This is a genomic window from Gluconobacter sp. Gdi (assembly GCF_014132155.1).
Taxonomy (GTDB): Bacteria; Pseudomonadota; Alphaproteobacteria; order Acetobacterales; family Acetobacteraceae; genus Gluconobacter.
The window spans coordinates 1-14701 of sequence record NZ_BLJQ01000025.1 but is presented as its reverse complement, the minus strand read 5'-3'; the positions used below and the strand labels follow the sequence as shown (position 1 = coordinate 14701).

Annotated in this window: 15 protein-coding genes and 1 tRNA gene; 11 read left to right on the top strand and 5 right to left on the bottom strand. The window is 60.3% G+C overall.

The features are described from left to right. Window positions 1–22 precede the first annotated feature (22 nt). Window positions 23–99, top strand: a tRNA-Met gene (locus tag JN414_RS16030). Here JN414_RS16030 and JN414_RS16025 read toward each other — a convergent pair. Then, the gene (locus JN414_RS16025) at window positions 56–1780 is read right to left on the bottom strand and encodes a recombinase family protein (RefSeq protein WP_202208829.1); all 1725 of its coding nucleotides are present in this window, start codon (window positions 1778–1780) and stop codon (window positions 56–58) included. The genes JN414_RS16030 and JN414_RS16025 overlap by 44 nt on opposite strands. 12 nt (window positions 1781–1792) lie before the next feature. Then, window positions 1793–1921, bottom strand: a complete 129-nt coding sequence (locus tag JN414_RS17170; RefSeq protein ID WP_255494204.1) for a hypothetical protein — start codon at window positions 1919–1921, stop codon at window positions 1793–1795. Between the two features lie 457 nt (window positions 1922–2378). Here JN414_RS17170 and JN414_RS16015 point away from each other — a divergent pair, with 457 nt between their 5' ends. Next, on the top strand, window positions 2379–4424 hold the full coding sequence (locus JN414_RS16015; RefSeq protein ID WP_062454482.1) for a ParB/RepB/Spo0J family partition protein: 2046 nt from the start codon (window positions 2379–2381) through the stop codon (window positions 4422–4424). 94 nt (window positions 4425–4518) lie between these two features. Here the strand turns inward: JN414_RS16015 and JN414_RS16010 are convergent, their stop codons facing one another. Continuing rightward, window positions 4519–5241, bottom strand: coding sequence for a hypothetical protein (locus JN414_RS16010; RefSeq protein WP_062454490.1), 723 nt, complete (start codon window positions 5239–5241; stop codon window positions 4519–4521). Window positions 5242–5442: 201 nt separating this feature from the next. On the opposite strand from JN414_RS16010, the gene JN414_RS16005 reads away from it, so the two are divergent. From JN414_RS16005 to JN414_RS15970, 8 genes are all read left to right on the top strand, one after another. Beyond that, a complete protein-coding gene (locus JN414_RS16005) occupies window positions 5443–6012 on the top strand; it encodes a recombinase family protein (RefSeq protein ID WP_062454488.1) in 570 nt (189 codons plus the stop codon). 12 nt (window positions 6013–6024) lie between these two features. Beyond that, on the top strand, window positions 6025–7494 hold the full coding sequence (locus tag JN414_RS16000; RefSeq protein ID WP_062454480.1) for a class I SAM-dependent methyltransferase: 1470 nt from the start codon (window positions 6025–6027) through the stop codon (window positions 7492–7494). Continuing rightward, a complete protein-coding gene (locus JN414_RS15995) occupies window positions 7491–8450 on the top strand; it encodes a BsuBI/PstI family type II restriction endonuclease (protein WP_202208827.1) in 960 nt (319 codons plus the stop codon). The genes JN414_RS16000 and JN414_RS15995 overlap by 4 nt, the downstream gene beginning before the upstream one ends. A 3-nt stretch (window positions 8451–8453) precedes the next feature. After that, window positions 8454–9020, top strand: a complete 567-nt coding sequence (locus tag JN414_RS15990) for a hypothetical protein (RefSeq protein ID WP_062454476.1) — start codon at window positions 8454–8456, stop codon at window positions 9018–9020. Window positions 9021–9073: 53 nt separating this feature from the next. Continuing rightward, entirely contained in the window at window positions 9074–9802 is a 729-nt protein-coding gene (locus JN414_RS15985) for a hypothetical protein (RefSeq protein ID WP_081108367.1), read from the top strand. A 223-nt stretch (window positions 9803–10025) separates the two neighbouring features. Then, entirely contained in the window at window positions 10026–11228 is a 1203-nt protein-coding gene (locus JN414_RS15980) for a hypothetical protein (RefSeq protein ID WP_062454473.1), read from the top strand. Between the two features lie 83 nt (window positions 11229–11311). Continuing rightward, window positions 11312–11740, top strand: coding sequence for a hypothetical protein (locus JN414_RS15975; RefSeq protein ID WP_062454471.1), 429 nt, complete (start codon window positions 11312–11314; stop codon window positions 11738–11740). Next, window positions 11740–12810 (top strand): toprim domain-containing protein, encoded by a 1071-nt coding sequence (locus JN414_RS15970; RefSeq protein ID WP_202208825.1) that lies wholly within the window; start codon window positions 11740–11742, stop codon window positions 12808–12810. Before JN414_RS15975 ends, JN414_RS15970 begins: the two co-directional genes overlap by 1 nt. An 87-nt stretch (window positions 12811–12897) precedes the next feature. Here the strand turns inward: JN414_RS15970 and JN414_RS15965 are convergent, their stop codons facing one another. Then, on the bottom strand, window positions 12898–13131 hold the full coding sequence (locus JN414_RS15965; protein WP_062454467.1) for a hypothetical protein: 234 nt from the start codon (window positions 13129–13131) through the stop codon (window positions 12898–12900). Here JN414_RS15965 and JN414_RS15960 point away from each other — a divergent pair. Next, entirely contained in the window at window positions 13130–14065 is a 936-nt protein-coding gene (locus JN414_RS15960; protein WP_062454465.1) for a DUF2493 domain-containing protein, read from the top strand. The two genes, JN414_RS15965 and JN414_RS15960, sit on opposite strands and share 2 nt — an antisense overlap. Window positions 14066–14303: 238 nt before the next feature. On the opposite strand, the gene JN414_RS15955 is transcribed toward JN414_RS15960, so the two are convergent. Next, a complete protein-coding gene (locus tag JN414_RS15955; protein ID WP_202208823.1) occupies window positions 14304–14522 on the bottom strand; it encodes a hypothetical protein in 219 nt (72 codons plus the stop codon). Window positions 14523–14701: the final 179 nt, after the last annotated feature.

Sequence of the window (14701 nt, the reverse complement as noted above, 5' to 3'; positions counted from 1 at the left end):
ACACCAACATCACATACACCACCGCGGGGTGGAGCAGCCCGGTAGCTCGTCAGGCTCATAACCTGAAGGCCGCAGGTTCAAATCCTGCCCCCGCAACCAACGACGCTTGCGAATGACCATTCGCCACATTTCGCCGGGATCGTAGTGTGCGGTTCCCCGCAACCAACGATACTTGCGATACGAACGCATCAAGAACGCCACTGTCCGGATGGACCGTGGCGTTTTTCTTATGTGCCGCAAACTGCAGGATCGCCGCCAGATCACCGCGCAGGATGATTGCCAGTTCGCCGTCGGCCGGCTGGAGCGTGATCTGCGAGATGAGTGTGCGCAGGCGCTCGGCGGCCTCGGTCTTCGTCTCTTCTGCCTGAAGGCTCTCGTACAGGCTGGCAATCCGCTGCTGGTAGATCTCCGCCATGTTCGGATGGAGAAGGGGAGGCGGCTCCTCCGTGTTGGCAAGACGCTCTGTCACTTCGGCCTTGCGTGCTTCCAACTTCTTCATGTCGTCGACGATCGCCTGGATTGGTCCACCAGCCTTGAGCGCAGTTAGAAGTTTTGCAAGTTCACGATCGATGCGGGGCAGTTCTGCCCGCATGGCGACAAGGTCCGCACCGTGTTCCATGCGCAGTCGGTTCACCTCGCGGGTGAACTCGTTGCAGAATTCCTTGAACAGGTCCGGTTCCATCAAATGCGTGCGCAGCCCGCTCAGCACTGATGCTTCCAGCGCGTCGCGACGGATGTTCAGTCGGTTGTCGCAGGTGCCTTTGTTGCGCGCGGTCGAGCAGCCGAGCAGATCCTTCGAGATCATGCTGTAACCACCACCACAGCAGCCGCAGCGGATCAGCCCGGCAAAGAGATGGCGAGGACGACGCCGGTCATTGAGGGCCTCATTCCCCCGTTCCGGCTGGCTGAAGGTCGTTTCGGCCTGGCGCGCCTTCACGGCATCCCACAGATCCTGCTCGACGATCCGCAACTCCGGCACGTCTTGGATAACCCATTCGGATTCAGGATTGAGGCGTGAGACGCGCTTGCCGGTATCGGGATCCTTGAGGTAGCGGAGCCGGTTCCACACCAGCTTGCCCACATACATCTCGTTGTTGAGGATGCCGGTCCCGCGCTCCCGATTGCCGTGAATGGTGGACGGTCCCCATTCGCGTCCCTGCGGACCCGGAACGCCGTCCCGGTTCAGTTCCATGGCGATCGTGCGCGAGGACTTGCCGCGCGTGTAATCGGTGAAGATCCGCCTGACCGTACGGGCTTCGTCCTCATTGATGGTCCGGTCGCCGCGAATGCGCTCACCCTTCGCATCGAACTGGCGCACGACATCGTAGCCGTAGGAATTGCCACCGCCGGACTTGCCGTCCTCGACGCGCCCGCGCAGCCCTCGCCGGACCTTCTCAGCGAGATCCTTGAGGAACAGGGCGTTCATCGTGCCCTTGAGGCCGATATGCAGGTGTGTGACGTCGCCCTCGGAGAGGGTGATGATCCGCACGCCGGAGAAGGTCATCCGCTTGAACAGGCCGGCGATATCTTCCTGGTCGCGCGACAGTCGGTCCATGGCTTCGGCCAGTACGATGGTGAAGCGGCCGCGCGTGGCGTCCTGGATCAGTTCCTGTATGCCGGGGCGGAGCAGGGAGGCACCCGAGATCGCACGGTCGGTATAGCTGTCGACGATCGTCCAGCCCTGCTTCTCGGCGTGGAGGCGGCACAGGCGCAACTGATCCTCGATTGAGGCGTCACGCTGGTTCTCGGATGAATAGCGGGCATACAGCGCGACTTTCACAATCCCATCTCCCTAATCCTGGAGATCGCGCTGCCTCGCGGCCTCCACTTCAGCGTTGACGAAATCCCGTGCGGCCTGACGGGCCAGAAGCCGGACCAGACTGACCAGCCGCGGATCGGCGCCAGTACGTAACGGTGTCACGTTGGCGTCCGGGGCGTCGAGAACAAGCCGCAGCCTGCCCGCTATCGTATCGCGTTGGCGTGCCATCTTCCCGTCCTTTCTGCATGGATCGTCGGAACGTCCTGAACCTACTGTGGCGGGCGAATTTGCAGTCCGTGAACAGAAAAACACACGGAAACAAAGAGATGGATCGTGCGGAGAGGGCTTCGGGATAGCCGCGAACATTCGCGGCTATCGTGGTCGGCGCTATCACAAATCGGTGATTTCACGACTATAATAGTCGCAATTTATCGCAGCATGCATCGACTCGCGGGTTGGCTGGCACGGACCTGCGTTCCGTAAAGCCGTCTCTACGCGATCCGTGGATGCGATCTGGCGTCTGGTGGGGCCGGAAGAGAGGGAGAGGGAAGTGGGGTTTTCGTGACGGATTCAGGGGTGGGAGAGAGGCTTCCGCCCGTCCGTCACGGAGTGTCCCGCCATGGCGAGCGCCATCCAGAAAATCGCCCTCAATGCGTCCCGTGATATCCCTTTCAACAGACTGGTGCTGTCGCAGTCCAACGTGCGGCGTGTGAAGGCTGGCCTGTCGATCGAGGAGCTAGCCCGCGACATCGAACGTCGTGGGCTGCTCCAGAGCCTGAACGTCCGGCCCGTGCTTGGCTGCGAGGGGACGGAAACCGGGTCTTACGAAGTGCCGGCCGGCGGCCGACGCTTCCGCGCCCTCGAACTGCTGGTGAAGCAGAAGAAACTGGCGAAAACGGCTTCCGTGCCCTGCGTCGTGCGTGAGGCCGGATCGACCATTCTCGCCGAGGATGATTCCCTGGCCGAGAACGTCCAGCGGCTGGCCCTGCATCCGCTGGACCAATTTCGCGCCTTTCGTGACATGCTGGAGAAGGGCATGTCCGAGGAAGAGATCGCTGCCGCGTTCTTCGTCGTGCCGACTGTGGTGAAACAGCGCCTGCGCCTGATGACCGTGTCCGACAGACTGCTCGATATTTACGAGCAGGATGGCATGAAGCTTGAGCAACTCATGGCCTTTTCGATCAGCGATGACCATGACAGGCAATTACAGGTCTGGGAGATCGTCTCCCAGAGCCACAACCGCGAGCCCTATCTGATCCGCCGCATGCTGACGGAGAAAACCGTGCGGGCGTCAGATCGCCGCGTGCGTTTCGTCGGACTGGACGCCTATCTTGCCGTTGGTGGCCATGTCATGCGTGACCTGTTCGAGGCTGATGATGGCGGATGGCTGGATAATCCGACCCTGCTCGACCGGCTGGTCATGGAAAAACTGCATGCTACCGCAGAGGATATCCGTGCCGAGGGCTGGAAATGGGTCGAAACGGCGCTGTCCTTCCCCTGGGGGCACACACGGGACTTCGCAGAGATCGAAGGCACGCCTGTTGCCATTTCGGAGGAAGAAGCGGGCCGTCTGACCGCTCTGCACAGCGAGCAGGAAACCATTGAGGCGGAATACGCGCAGGCCGATGAATTCCCCGAAGAGATCGATAGCCGTCTGGGCGAGATCGAACAGGCCATTGAGGTGCTGGAAGAACGCCCCGTGTCCTTCGATCCGGCCTGCATGGCGCGGGCAGGGGTTTTCGTGAGCCTGGATACCGACGGCACGCTGCTGGTCGAACGGGGTTTCGTCCGGCCAGAAGATATGCCGCTGGAACCCGGGGATGTCGCCAGCGATGGCGATGCAATGGATGGCATTGAAGGCTATGATGGCCGGGATGATCCGGGAGACATGACATCCCAAGAGATCGAGCCCGAAGAAGAGGACGGATTGAAGCCGCTTTCCGACCGCCTGCTGACCGAACTGACGGCGTGGCGGACACTAGCCCTGCGGGATGCGTTTGCTGCCAATCCGCATATCGCGCTAACGGAACTGCTGCACACGCTGGTGCGCGACCTCTACTGGCAGGTCTCGGGTGCGGATTGCCTGGAGGCCTATGTCCGGGAAATCCCGCTGTCGATCCATTCCCCCGACATGCCGGGCAGCCTGCCGGCTCATGCGCTGCGCCAGCGCAACGAGGGCTGGAAGCACGATCTGCCGGAGGACGAGGATGCACTCTGGCAGTGGCTCGACGGGTTGGATGATACCAGTCGCATCGCGCTGCTGGCGCATTGCCTGTCCTTCGGGGTCAATGCGCTGCATGAATCGTCCCATGGTCCGTCTCTGGCGCGTAGCATCAGGGAGCGGCTGGCCCGCGCCGACCGGCTTGCGACCGCGCTTCGGCTCGATCTGGCCGAGGCAGGCTGGCAGGCGACGGTGGAGAATTATCTCGGCCGCGTGACCAAGACGCGCATCCTCGAAGCCGTGCGTGAAGCGCGGGGTGACGAGGCCGCCGACCGCATCGCCCATCTGAAAAAGGCCGACATGGCGCAGGCTGCCGAGCGGCTTCTGGACGGTTCAGGCTGGCTGCCAGAGGCGCTGCGCACAAGGAACGTGGCAGGGCGGAGTGAAGGAGAAGCAGGAGTGGCTGACATCTCCGACAGCCCCGACGCGGTTGCGGCCGAGTAACGTCTGTCTATTGACTGATATGGGCGGCTTCCGGTCTCTGGAAGCTGCCTTTTATATGGGAGCGATGTCGCGTCCGAATGGCTGTCGACGATGGTCAGTGACGGGTCATAGGCTGCAGGTGTCGATCTGTTTCGAGTTTGAGGGCTGCTGTCCACAATGGTGTTTTGGTATAGAAATTCCGCCTGTGGAGGCCGGTGCCGGTTCGGTGCTCGTTGAGCAGTCCTGCCCAGTACAGCGGACGCAGGACATGGACGTAAAGACTGGCGGTCAGCTTGAAATCCCGGTGACGGATATCCTCCTCTTTACCCCCGTAGAGGACCGCGCATAGCCGCTCTTCTGTGACGGCAACCTGGGCCTCGATATTGATGACGTTGAGAAAGATATCCCAGTTGCCGAACAGCGGCTCATCGCTTCGGGTGTAAGGACTGTGGTCGACGACAAACAGGAGGTGGGTTGTCAACAGTATCCAGAGCCGGGCAGGCTCTGATTGGAGCTTTCTCGCCAGGTCGGTCAGCCGCAGGGTGCCCTTGAAATGCCGTGCGAGCTTCGCGCTGAGCAGAACCTCATGCAGGATCACCAGCGGCGGGAAATCATGCTCATTCAGGACTTTGTTGACGGCGTAGAGGTCTTCGACCGTATAGGCTGGCCAGTCAAAGGTCTCGGCGGCCCATGCGACAAAATAGCGTTTCAGCGCCTTGCTGGGCGTGAGGCCAATCGGGCCGTTTTCCTCAATATAGCCGATCGTCAGCAGCGCGGCCTTCAGGATGAGGGCATGCGACAGGGGAAGGTTGTTGTCGGGCGAACGAAACGGATTCATCACATACACAATGAACCAGGCAGGTGCGAGTTGCCAATCTGGCTCTGCGGTGTGGAGCCCATCTTCGCTCTGCTTCTTTCGTTGTAATGTCGACTAAACGGTCGTTTTCTGGACGCTATGCGGGATCGCCGGTTTGACCTATCGGGGGCGTGCCTAAGCTGTTAAGATTGACGTCAATTTTTCTATGTTTTGGTAATGTCAATGAAACAACGCATCGGCTATGCCCGCGTTTCGACGGACGACCAGTACCTTTACGTGCAGCGGGACGCACTGAAGAAAGCCGGTTGCAGCGTCATCTACGAGGAAGCAGCCAGCGGGAAATCGACTATACGCCCGGAGCTTGAGCAGTGCCGAAAGGCCCTGCGCGAAGGTAATACCCTCGTGGTGTGGCGACTGGATCGACTCGGGCGCAGCCTGCCGGACTTGGTGCAGATCGTGGCCGAGTTGGAGCAGCGTGGCGTCGGCTTCGAGAGCTTGACCGAGAAAATCGAGACGGACAGCGCAGCGGGCAGGCTGGTTTTCCATGTGTTCGCCGCCCTGTCGGAGTTCGAGCGGAACTTGATCCGCGAGCGCACACAGGCCGGTCTAGCTGCCGCCCGTGCTCGTGGCCGGGCTGGTGGCCGCAAGCCGAAGCTGGACGAGCAGCAGGTGCGGGAAATCAAAGGGCTTTTGCGCGACCCAGACATTCAGGTGGCAGACGTGGCCCGTCGCTATGGCGTGTCACGCACCACCCTTTATAAACACGTTGGCGTCATCGCGCCGCGCCAATGAGGACGAGACGGAATGCTCCAACAACTTGATACCGCAGACAGCGTGCGTCGCGAGGTTGCCCCCCACATCGCCCAGAAGCACAAGTCCGAGCTGGGCCAGTTCATGACCCCTTCGAGCGTGGCCCGCTTCATGGCGGGCATGTTCCCGCCCAGCACCCTGCGGACCTGTCGTTTGCTGGATGCAGGCGCGGGCGTCGGTGCTCTCTCCTGTGCCTTCCTAGATCGCTGGGTGGCCGGTGGCTTCGGCTTCAAGGTCATAGAGGCGACGGCCTACGAGGTAGACGTGAAGCTGCGCGGATACCTCAAGCAGCACTTGGCGGCCTACAGCAAGGTCAAGGCCGAAGTCATCGCCGGGGATTACATCGAGATGGCGACCGCCGAGGGTCAGCAGGCCAAGGGGTACACCCACGCCATCCTCAATCCACCCTACAAAAAGATCAACAGCAATTCAGCCCATCGGCTGGCCTTGCGCTCTGTCGGCATCGAGACGGTGAACCTGTATTCGGCCTTCGTCGCGCTGGCTGTAGCACAGGCCGCACCGGGCGGCCAGATCGTGGCGATCATCCCGCGCAGCTTCTGCAATGGGCCCTACTACCGCCCGTTTCGTGACTTCATTCTTGAGCGCGCAGCCATCCGCCAGATGCACCTCTTTGAGTCGCGTAGCAAGACGTTCAAGGACGATGACGTGCTGCAAGAAAACATCATCATCCGGCTTGAACGAGGCGGCGAACAAGGCCCGGTGACGATTACCACTTCGACCGACGACAGCTTCAACGATCTTGTCGTGAACGAACACCCATTTGACCGGATCGTGTTCCCGGATGACCCCGAGGGATTTATTCATGTGCCCACCACGATCGAAAAAAGTGCCATCGAGTTATCGGCCGCCGTGCGCTACTCGCTGACGGATTTGGGCATCAAGGTATCGACCGGTCCCGTGGTAGATTTCCGCCTAAAAGAGCAACTGCGTGACATGCCCGAAGAGGGTACGGTGCCGCTGATTTACCCCGGACATCTGAGTATCACCGGAACGGTGTGGCCGATGCGGGGCTTGAAGAAACCGAATGCGATCCTGCGCAACGACACGACCGAAAAATGGCTTTATCCCAATGGTTTCTATTGCGTGGTGCGCCGGTTCTCATCGAAGGAAGAGAAGCGCCGCGTGATGGCGAGCGTGGTTGATCCCGCGGCCTTTGGCGACCATACCGTGCTGGGCTTCGAGAACCACATGAACCTCTTTCATGATAACAAGCGCGGCTTGCCGGAACTGCTGGCCCGAGGGCTGGCGGTATTCCTTAACACCACCGCCGTGGATGAGAGCTTCCGCCGCTTCAACGGCCACACGCAGGTCAACGCAACCGACCTGAAACTGATGAAGTACCCGAGCCGTGAGGTGTTGAGTGAGCTGGGGAAATGGTCCAAGAAGCATAGTGCAATCACCCAAGAGATGCTCGACGAACAGTTGCGGAAACTGATTGCATGACTGACAAGAAGAACGACTACATCATAGCTGCCCGCCAGATCATCATTTCGCTGGGTCTACCCCGAGCGCAACAAAACGAGCGATCCGCCCTGTCACTGCTGGCCTTGCTGAATCTCACGCCGGGCAAGTCATGGGCCCAGGCAGAAAACCCGCTTGTGGGCATCACGCCGATCATGGATTGGGCACGGGCGCATTACGGCAAGGATTACGCGCCGAACACCCGTGAGACGTTCCGTCGCCAGACCATGCATCAGTTCTGCGACGCTGGCGTGGCCCTCTACAACCCGGACAAACCAGACCGTCCGGTGAATAGCCCGAAGGCCGTCTATCAAGTAGAACCCGCTACCCTCAAGCTGCTGCGCAGTTTTGGTAAGGTGACGTGGCACGACAACCTCACCGCCTATCTGGCCGAGCGTGAAACACTGGTCGCCAAATACGCGAAGGAGCGCGAGCAGAACCGCATCCCGGTTGAGATTGCACCGGGAAAGGAAATCACCCTCAGTCCTGGCGAGCACAGCGAACTGATCCGGGCCATCATCGAGGACTTCGCACCCCGTTTTGCGCCGGCTAGCGTGCTAGTCTATGCTGGGGACACCGGCGACAAATGGGGATATTTCGACGCTGTGCTGCTGGCCGAGTTGGGTGTGGATGTGGATTCACACGGCAAAATGCCCGACGTGGTTTTGCACTTCACCGAGAAGAATTGGCTGCTGCTGGTTGAGTCCGTCACCAGTCATGGCCCTGTCGATGGTAAGCGCCACGCCGAACTCGCCACGCTCTTTGCCGGTTCCAAGGCCGGATTGGTCTATGTGACCGCCTTTCCGAACCGGGCCATCATGGGCCGTTACCTTGGCGAAATTGCATGGGAGACTGAGGTGTGGGTGGCAGATGCACCGTCGCACTTAATCCACTTTAACGGTGTGCGTTTCCTCGGCCCGTATTCGACTGAGGACTGAGACATGGCGAACAGCCAAGTTCATCCACAAGGATGGATTTCTCTTTTGATAGCACCTGAATATGAAGAGCGGGCCAAGCGGATGCGTGCCGAACGTGACCGTCAGTATGGAAACATCTATGCCGAGGAGGCTACTGATGAACGATGGGTGGGCGACCTGGGCGAGATGGTTTTCAACTCGTGGCTTAAGCACGAAGGCGTGCAAGGCTTTCAGTGGGTGCTGGATGATGCTGCCGGTCAGCCCGATTTCGTAACGGCACTGAATATCCGCATTGGTGTTAAGACGGTGAAGCGTAAAGTGCCGCCTCGCGAGGACTACACCGCCCAGATTACAGCTCGCCATGCGAGAGAGCCTATCGACCAGTTCTTTTTTATGACCTACGAAATCGCCCACCGTCGCATGTGGCTGCTCGGTGGCTTGGAGCGCGAGCGCTTTTTACAGGAAGCGCGCTATTATCAAGCTGGGGAATGGGTGCATCCAAAATACCAAGTCCGGCAAGGTCACGAAATTTATAATATCGAGATCAGCAAGCTAGTGGCTCCCCATCTGTGGATTAAGCCGGTAGCATAAGAAAATCATTTCTGCAGCTTGATCTGAACAGTTAAATAAGGTGCATGGGTTAAGTGGAAGAAAAATTTCCCCTCTCGCTTTTGCAAGCGGTCAGTGATTGGCAACGCAGCTCTAATGTTAAGCGTGCGAATAAATTGAAGGCAGAGTGCAAAGATCTTCCCGCCGAGTTTCGGTCTTGCCTGCTTGTTTGCTACAGGCAAATTGCTTTGCCAAAAGAGGGTGTATGGAATCTTATCGGTGAAGATTGCCTGCCAGAAAAAATATCTTCTTGGACACTGGATATTGAAGTTGCAAAAGCCTTCAAAGGCGGGGTTCCACCAGAAGGTCAGGGTTTTCAGGGGACAATTCTTTATCTGTATCCACCTCCAGATAGTATCATCGTAAATTTATCGAAGCTGTTTCGTGACGCTGATTTCCTAGCCGCGATGGAAATGAACCAGTCCTATATCACTGGCTATCACGATGGCGCGGGGCGATACAGAGGTGGTCAGAATGAAGTTGTGCTGGAGATCGACGCGGTAATGCCAGAGGACATTTATTCACTGGGTGGCTACTCAAGCCCATTGAAAGAACTTGTCGCTCAAGCTGCTGAGTTGGTGTATCGGCGTTCCGCAACGGACGAAGAGCGACAGAACTTGTTGTTAGATGCCACGCACGCGGGAGTCAGTGCGGGACCTAGCTGGCTAAATATGGATGCCACGCGGCGTGTTCTCGCTCGGACCAAGCCGCAAGCTGAAGTGCTGCATGATGTTAAGCGCCGGCAGGATAGCGGATTTAGCTAACCAAATATGGTACGGAAACGATTTTCTGTATTCATCACATTGATTCTAGCTAGTGGTTATATACCCTATTCATGATTGAATGGGAATTATAAATAATAACAACCAAACAGAAACGATGAGTTCATCATGGGTTGGATGGGATCCCGCGTGAGAAGTGGTGATCAGAGGAAGAGGGCGGCTTCGCCTTTTGTGCCGAATAACCGGCATAAGAGGAGAGTTTTCCATGACTACGACCACCATCCTGCCCCCTGCGTCCCGTGGCGCCGCGTCCGGCGGCTTTAAGATCGATCCCTCCCGTGGCGAGCGCAATGCTCGTGTATCGTCCGAATGGTTTTCCCGCCCGGATGACGAGCGCCACCTGTCCCTGTCCGACCTGCATGCCGCGACCCTGGCGCGGGCGAACCGGGCCACGGCCCGCACGGTGGAAAGCCGCGCCATTCGTGTCGAGGCCTCGCGCGATAATGCCGAGCGCCTGACCCTGAGCGTACCGGGGCAGAATGACCCGATTGCCCCCACCCACTGGTCCTTCGGTCAGATGTGCAGCCTGGTCGGGGCGCCGTCGTCATACCTGCGTAATCTTCCCGCGCCTCTGGCGGCGATCAATCTGCAGCACGGCCTGCTGTCGCATAGGGCTGAACTGGTGAAGACGCTGGAGACGGAAGACGGGCGTGTGGAACTGCGCGCCGTGACTGGCCCCGATTATGGCCGCATCTGGGACCATGAACTGGTCGGCGCGGTGCGCAAAATCGCCGGTGACGGCACAGGCGATACCAACTGGAAGGTGCCGGGCGTCATCGACTGGGCCACCATGACCCATAATCCCTATGTCGATATTACCAAGGAGACGACCACCCTGTATGCGTCAGACAGGGACGTTTTTTTATTCCTCATAGACGATACGCACCCGATTGAAGCCGGGCGTCTGCCCAACGGCGATCCCGATCTCTATTTCCGGGGCTTCTACGCCTGGAATTCGGAAGTCGGCAGCAAGAGCCTCGGCATTGCGTCATTCTATCTGCGCGGGGTGTGTCAAAATAGAATGTTGTGGGGCGTGGAAAATTTCGAACAGATCACGATCCGGCATAGCAAGTTTGCTGCGTCTCGTTTCGTGCATCAGGCGACACCAGCGCTACGGAATTTCGCTACGGCCAGCCCGGCCTCGTTCGTCTCCGGCATTCAGGCCTCGCGCAAGGCGCTGGTGGCCAGAACCGATGACGATCGGGAAAGTTTCCTGCGTCGTCGTGGGTTCTCCAAACCGGAAACCAACAGGATCATCGAGACGGTACTGCACGAGGAGGGGCGCAAGCCCGAGAGCGTGTTCGATTTCGTGCAGGGGATTACAGCGCTGGCGCGGACAAAGGCCAACCAGGATACACGGCTGGATCTGGAAGAAAAGGCTCGCAGGCTGATGGAGCGTGCTTCCTGAAAGCCGCTTCTCCGTTTTTCCGCAAAGACGTTTTTACGAGCCCGGCCATTGTGCCGGGTTTTTTCGTTTCGGGAGATCTTCCGATGGCTGATTTCTTCACGCATTTTTCCTGCGTGCTTGATGTGGGCACAGTGGACAATGCCGCAAAGGCGCTCGATCTCTACAACGCGTTCATGGACGAACTGGCGGCGGAAGATCCGCCGTCTGACGGGTTCCGGCTTTCCGTGGAACCGGAATATGGTGGAACCAAGCTCTGGATGCGCGACGAGGTGAGCGGCGATCCGCAGCAGGTCGTGGAATTCGTGCTACGCTGTGCGCGGGTATTCCGATTGCGGGGCCGATGGGGATTCCAGTGGGCCAATAGCTGTTCACGTCCCAGGATCGGCGCCTTCAGCGGTGGTGCGCATCTGCTTGACCTTGGCTGGCGCAAGACGATTTCATGGATGACCACCGATCGCTGGCTGGCGATCGCTCTCGACGGAGGCGATCCCGAAACAGGAGGGCAGGGGTAATGGCCTTGCATGACGCGGGCGATCTCGCCCGTCGTCTGGCGGAGAACGCGGAGGCGGTCTGCCGACATTACCTCTCGGCAGGGCGGCGGCACGGCAATTACTGGCTGGTCGGCGACGTCCACAACACGCCTGGGCGGTCTCTTTATGTCCGCCTGCATGGTGGATCGGACGGACGTGGCCGCGCGGGTAAATGGACGGATGGCGCGACAGGACAGCACGGCGATCTGCTCGACATTATCCGTGAAAGCCTCGGGCTGCTGGATTTTCGTGATGTCGCCGACGAGGCCCGGCGCTTCCTCAGTCTGCCCCAGTCCGAGCCACGATCGGCCCCTGATCGCGGCCGTTCCCATGCGTTCAGCCACGATACTTCGGGGCAGGCATCTGGCACCGCAGACGCTGCACGTCGGCTCTGGTCCATGTCACGCCCGATCGCCGGTACACGGGCGGAAACCTGGCTGCGCCATCGTGACCTGACCCGCCTGGCGAACCTGTCATCCCTGCGTTTCCACCCCGACTGCTACTATCGCGCCGATACCGACAGCCCGACCGAGACCTGGCCCGCGCTGATTGCCGCCGTGACCGACCTTGCTGGCAGCGTTACCGGCGTCCATCGCACCTGGCTGGTGCGGGACGGAAGTGGCAAGGCGCCTGTCGCCATGCCCCGTCGGGCCATGGGCGACCTGCTTGGAAATGCCGTACGCTTTGGCGCGGTGTCCGACGTTCTGGCGGCAGGCGAGGGGATCGAGACGGTGCTCTCGCTCCATGAAATCATGCCCGATCTGCCGCTGGCCGCCTGCCTGTCCTCGGCGCATCTCGCTGCCCTGATCTTTCCGCCGCTGCTACGCCGCCTCTACGTGCTGCGCGATGACGATCCGGCCGGAGACCATGCGGTGACGACCCTGCAGGCCCGGACGCAGGAAGCCGGGATCGAGTGCCTTGTGCTGTCACCGCGTCTGGCGGATTTCAACGATGATCTCCGCTACCTCGGGCGTGGGGCGATGCGGGCGATCCTGCATCCCCAGCTTGCCCCTCAGGACGTGGCGCGGTTCCTGCATCCGGTCACGCATTGAGGCGGGCCGGGAAGGGGGGGAGGGTCTTCTTCTTTCCGGTGTGGCGCGGGGCTGTCCTGTTTCCGGATGGGGCGCGCCCGCAGCCTTTCAGGAAGGGGAGCGGGCGTCAGCCAGGCCGGGCCTGCAATGGCGGAGACGGCTATTTTCCGCCGCGCGGGACTGCGTCCGCGCTTTGCATCGCGAAGCAAAATAGCCGTCTCCCTGCCATCCTCCACTGCGTTCCGGCCGCGCGTTGCGCGGTTCCAGCCAGGCCTTCGTCTGCCGCTTCCCGCCCCCGGAAAGGCCGCGAGGGGCGCGGCCAGAACCGGAGGACAGACCCATGACCCGCACACAGGACGATTTCGAACCCGCACACGCCACCTCTTCCACCGCCCATGTGCTGGCCGAACTCCAGCTTTACGGCCACCGTCCCTTCGAGGACGAGCCGGACCCAAGGCCGCTGCCCGACGCCAGCCAGATCGAGGGTGCGGTCGCTGACATCTTCGACGCCCTGTCAGCCACGCTGACGGACACACGGCTGGAACCCGATCTCGAACCGCTGCTCTGGTCCACCGTCAACGTCTTTCACCGCATGGTCGGGCAGGTGGAGCGTGATCTTGACCGCAACGAGCAGGCGCAGAAGCGCAGCCAGCAGGAACAGGATGGCAGCGAGATTCGCTCGGTGGAACTGGAACGCCTCATTGCCGAAGGTCTGACCCTGCTGGAGCGACGCAACGCCTACGAGATTTTCCGCGATCTCTCCTGCGACCAGTTCGAACGCCTCACCATGTCGCCCTGGCGACCACGCTCCGGCTCGCTGGTCAGCCGCAGCACCCTGACGGCCTCCATGATCGACAGCCGCGATTTCCTCAACGCCCGCCGCAAGGCCGAAACCGAACTGCTCGTGCCTCCCGGACCCAAGGTCGCGGTCACCGGCGGGCTCGATTACGAGGACCATCACCTGATCTGGAACCGCCTCGACAAGGTGCGCGAGAAGCATCCCGACATGGTGCTGCTGCACGGCGGCTCGCCGAAAGGCGCTGAATTCATCGCTTCCCGATGGGCCGATCATCGGCAGGTGGCTCAGATCGCCTTCAAGCCGGACTGGAACCGGCACGGCAAGGCCGCCCCGTTCCGGCGCAACGACGCCCTGCTGAAAGTCCTGCCCGTTGGGGTCATGGTGTTTCCGGGATCTGGCATTCAGGACAATCTGGCCGACAAGGCGAAGCAGATGGGCATCCCAGTCTGGCGGTTCCGCAAGGACAGTGGCGCGTAAGCGCCATTGTCTCTTTCGACCACATCCGGAAAACGATGAGCGCTTCTCACGGTTTTTCGCTTAGCGTCGATCGACCAGAACTGTCCGTCGGGCTCCCCGTTTGCCCGCGCTTCCGATTGAAGCAAACGGGATGGACCGCGCCCCGGAAAGCCCCGCCCGGAGAGAACGGGTGCGGAGTGTGACCCTTTTCCCCATTCCGGCTGCAGGGACGATGGATGAGGGAGCGGTGGTCCCTTCCTCACCGGTGAACAGGTCGAAACAGCAGTGGCGAAGGAAGGATCGTCCAGCGGGCAACTGGCTGGCCAGCCTTCGTTGGAACGACGGGTCCAGAGGATGCGGTCCGAACCGTTCGCAGCAGGGACGCGGCAGTCGGGGGCGGATGTCTGGCCGCGATCCGCGCCACCAGCATGGAAGACGGTCGCACCGGGCGAGCGCGATATTCTTCTGTGTAGCACATTCCCCACCTTTATGGACCGGTCATGCCGGCATCGTATCTCCTGGGGGGCTGTCGGGTCCGCACACCATGGCCTCTGTTGAATGGCTGATCTAGCCGAAGACCGGCTGCGCCTCGATCGGCTGGCCGCAACGGCGTTCCAGAACTTTCTTCCCCTGACGGCTGCGCCGTCATTCCTCGCG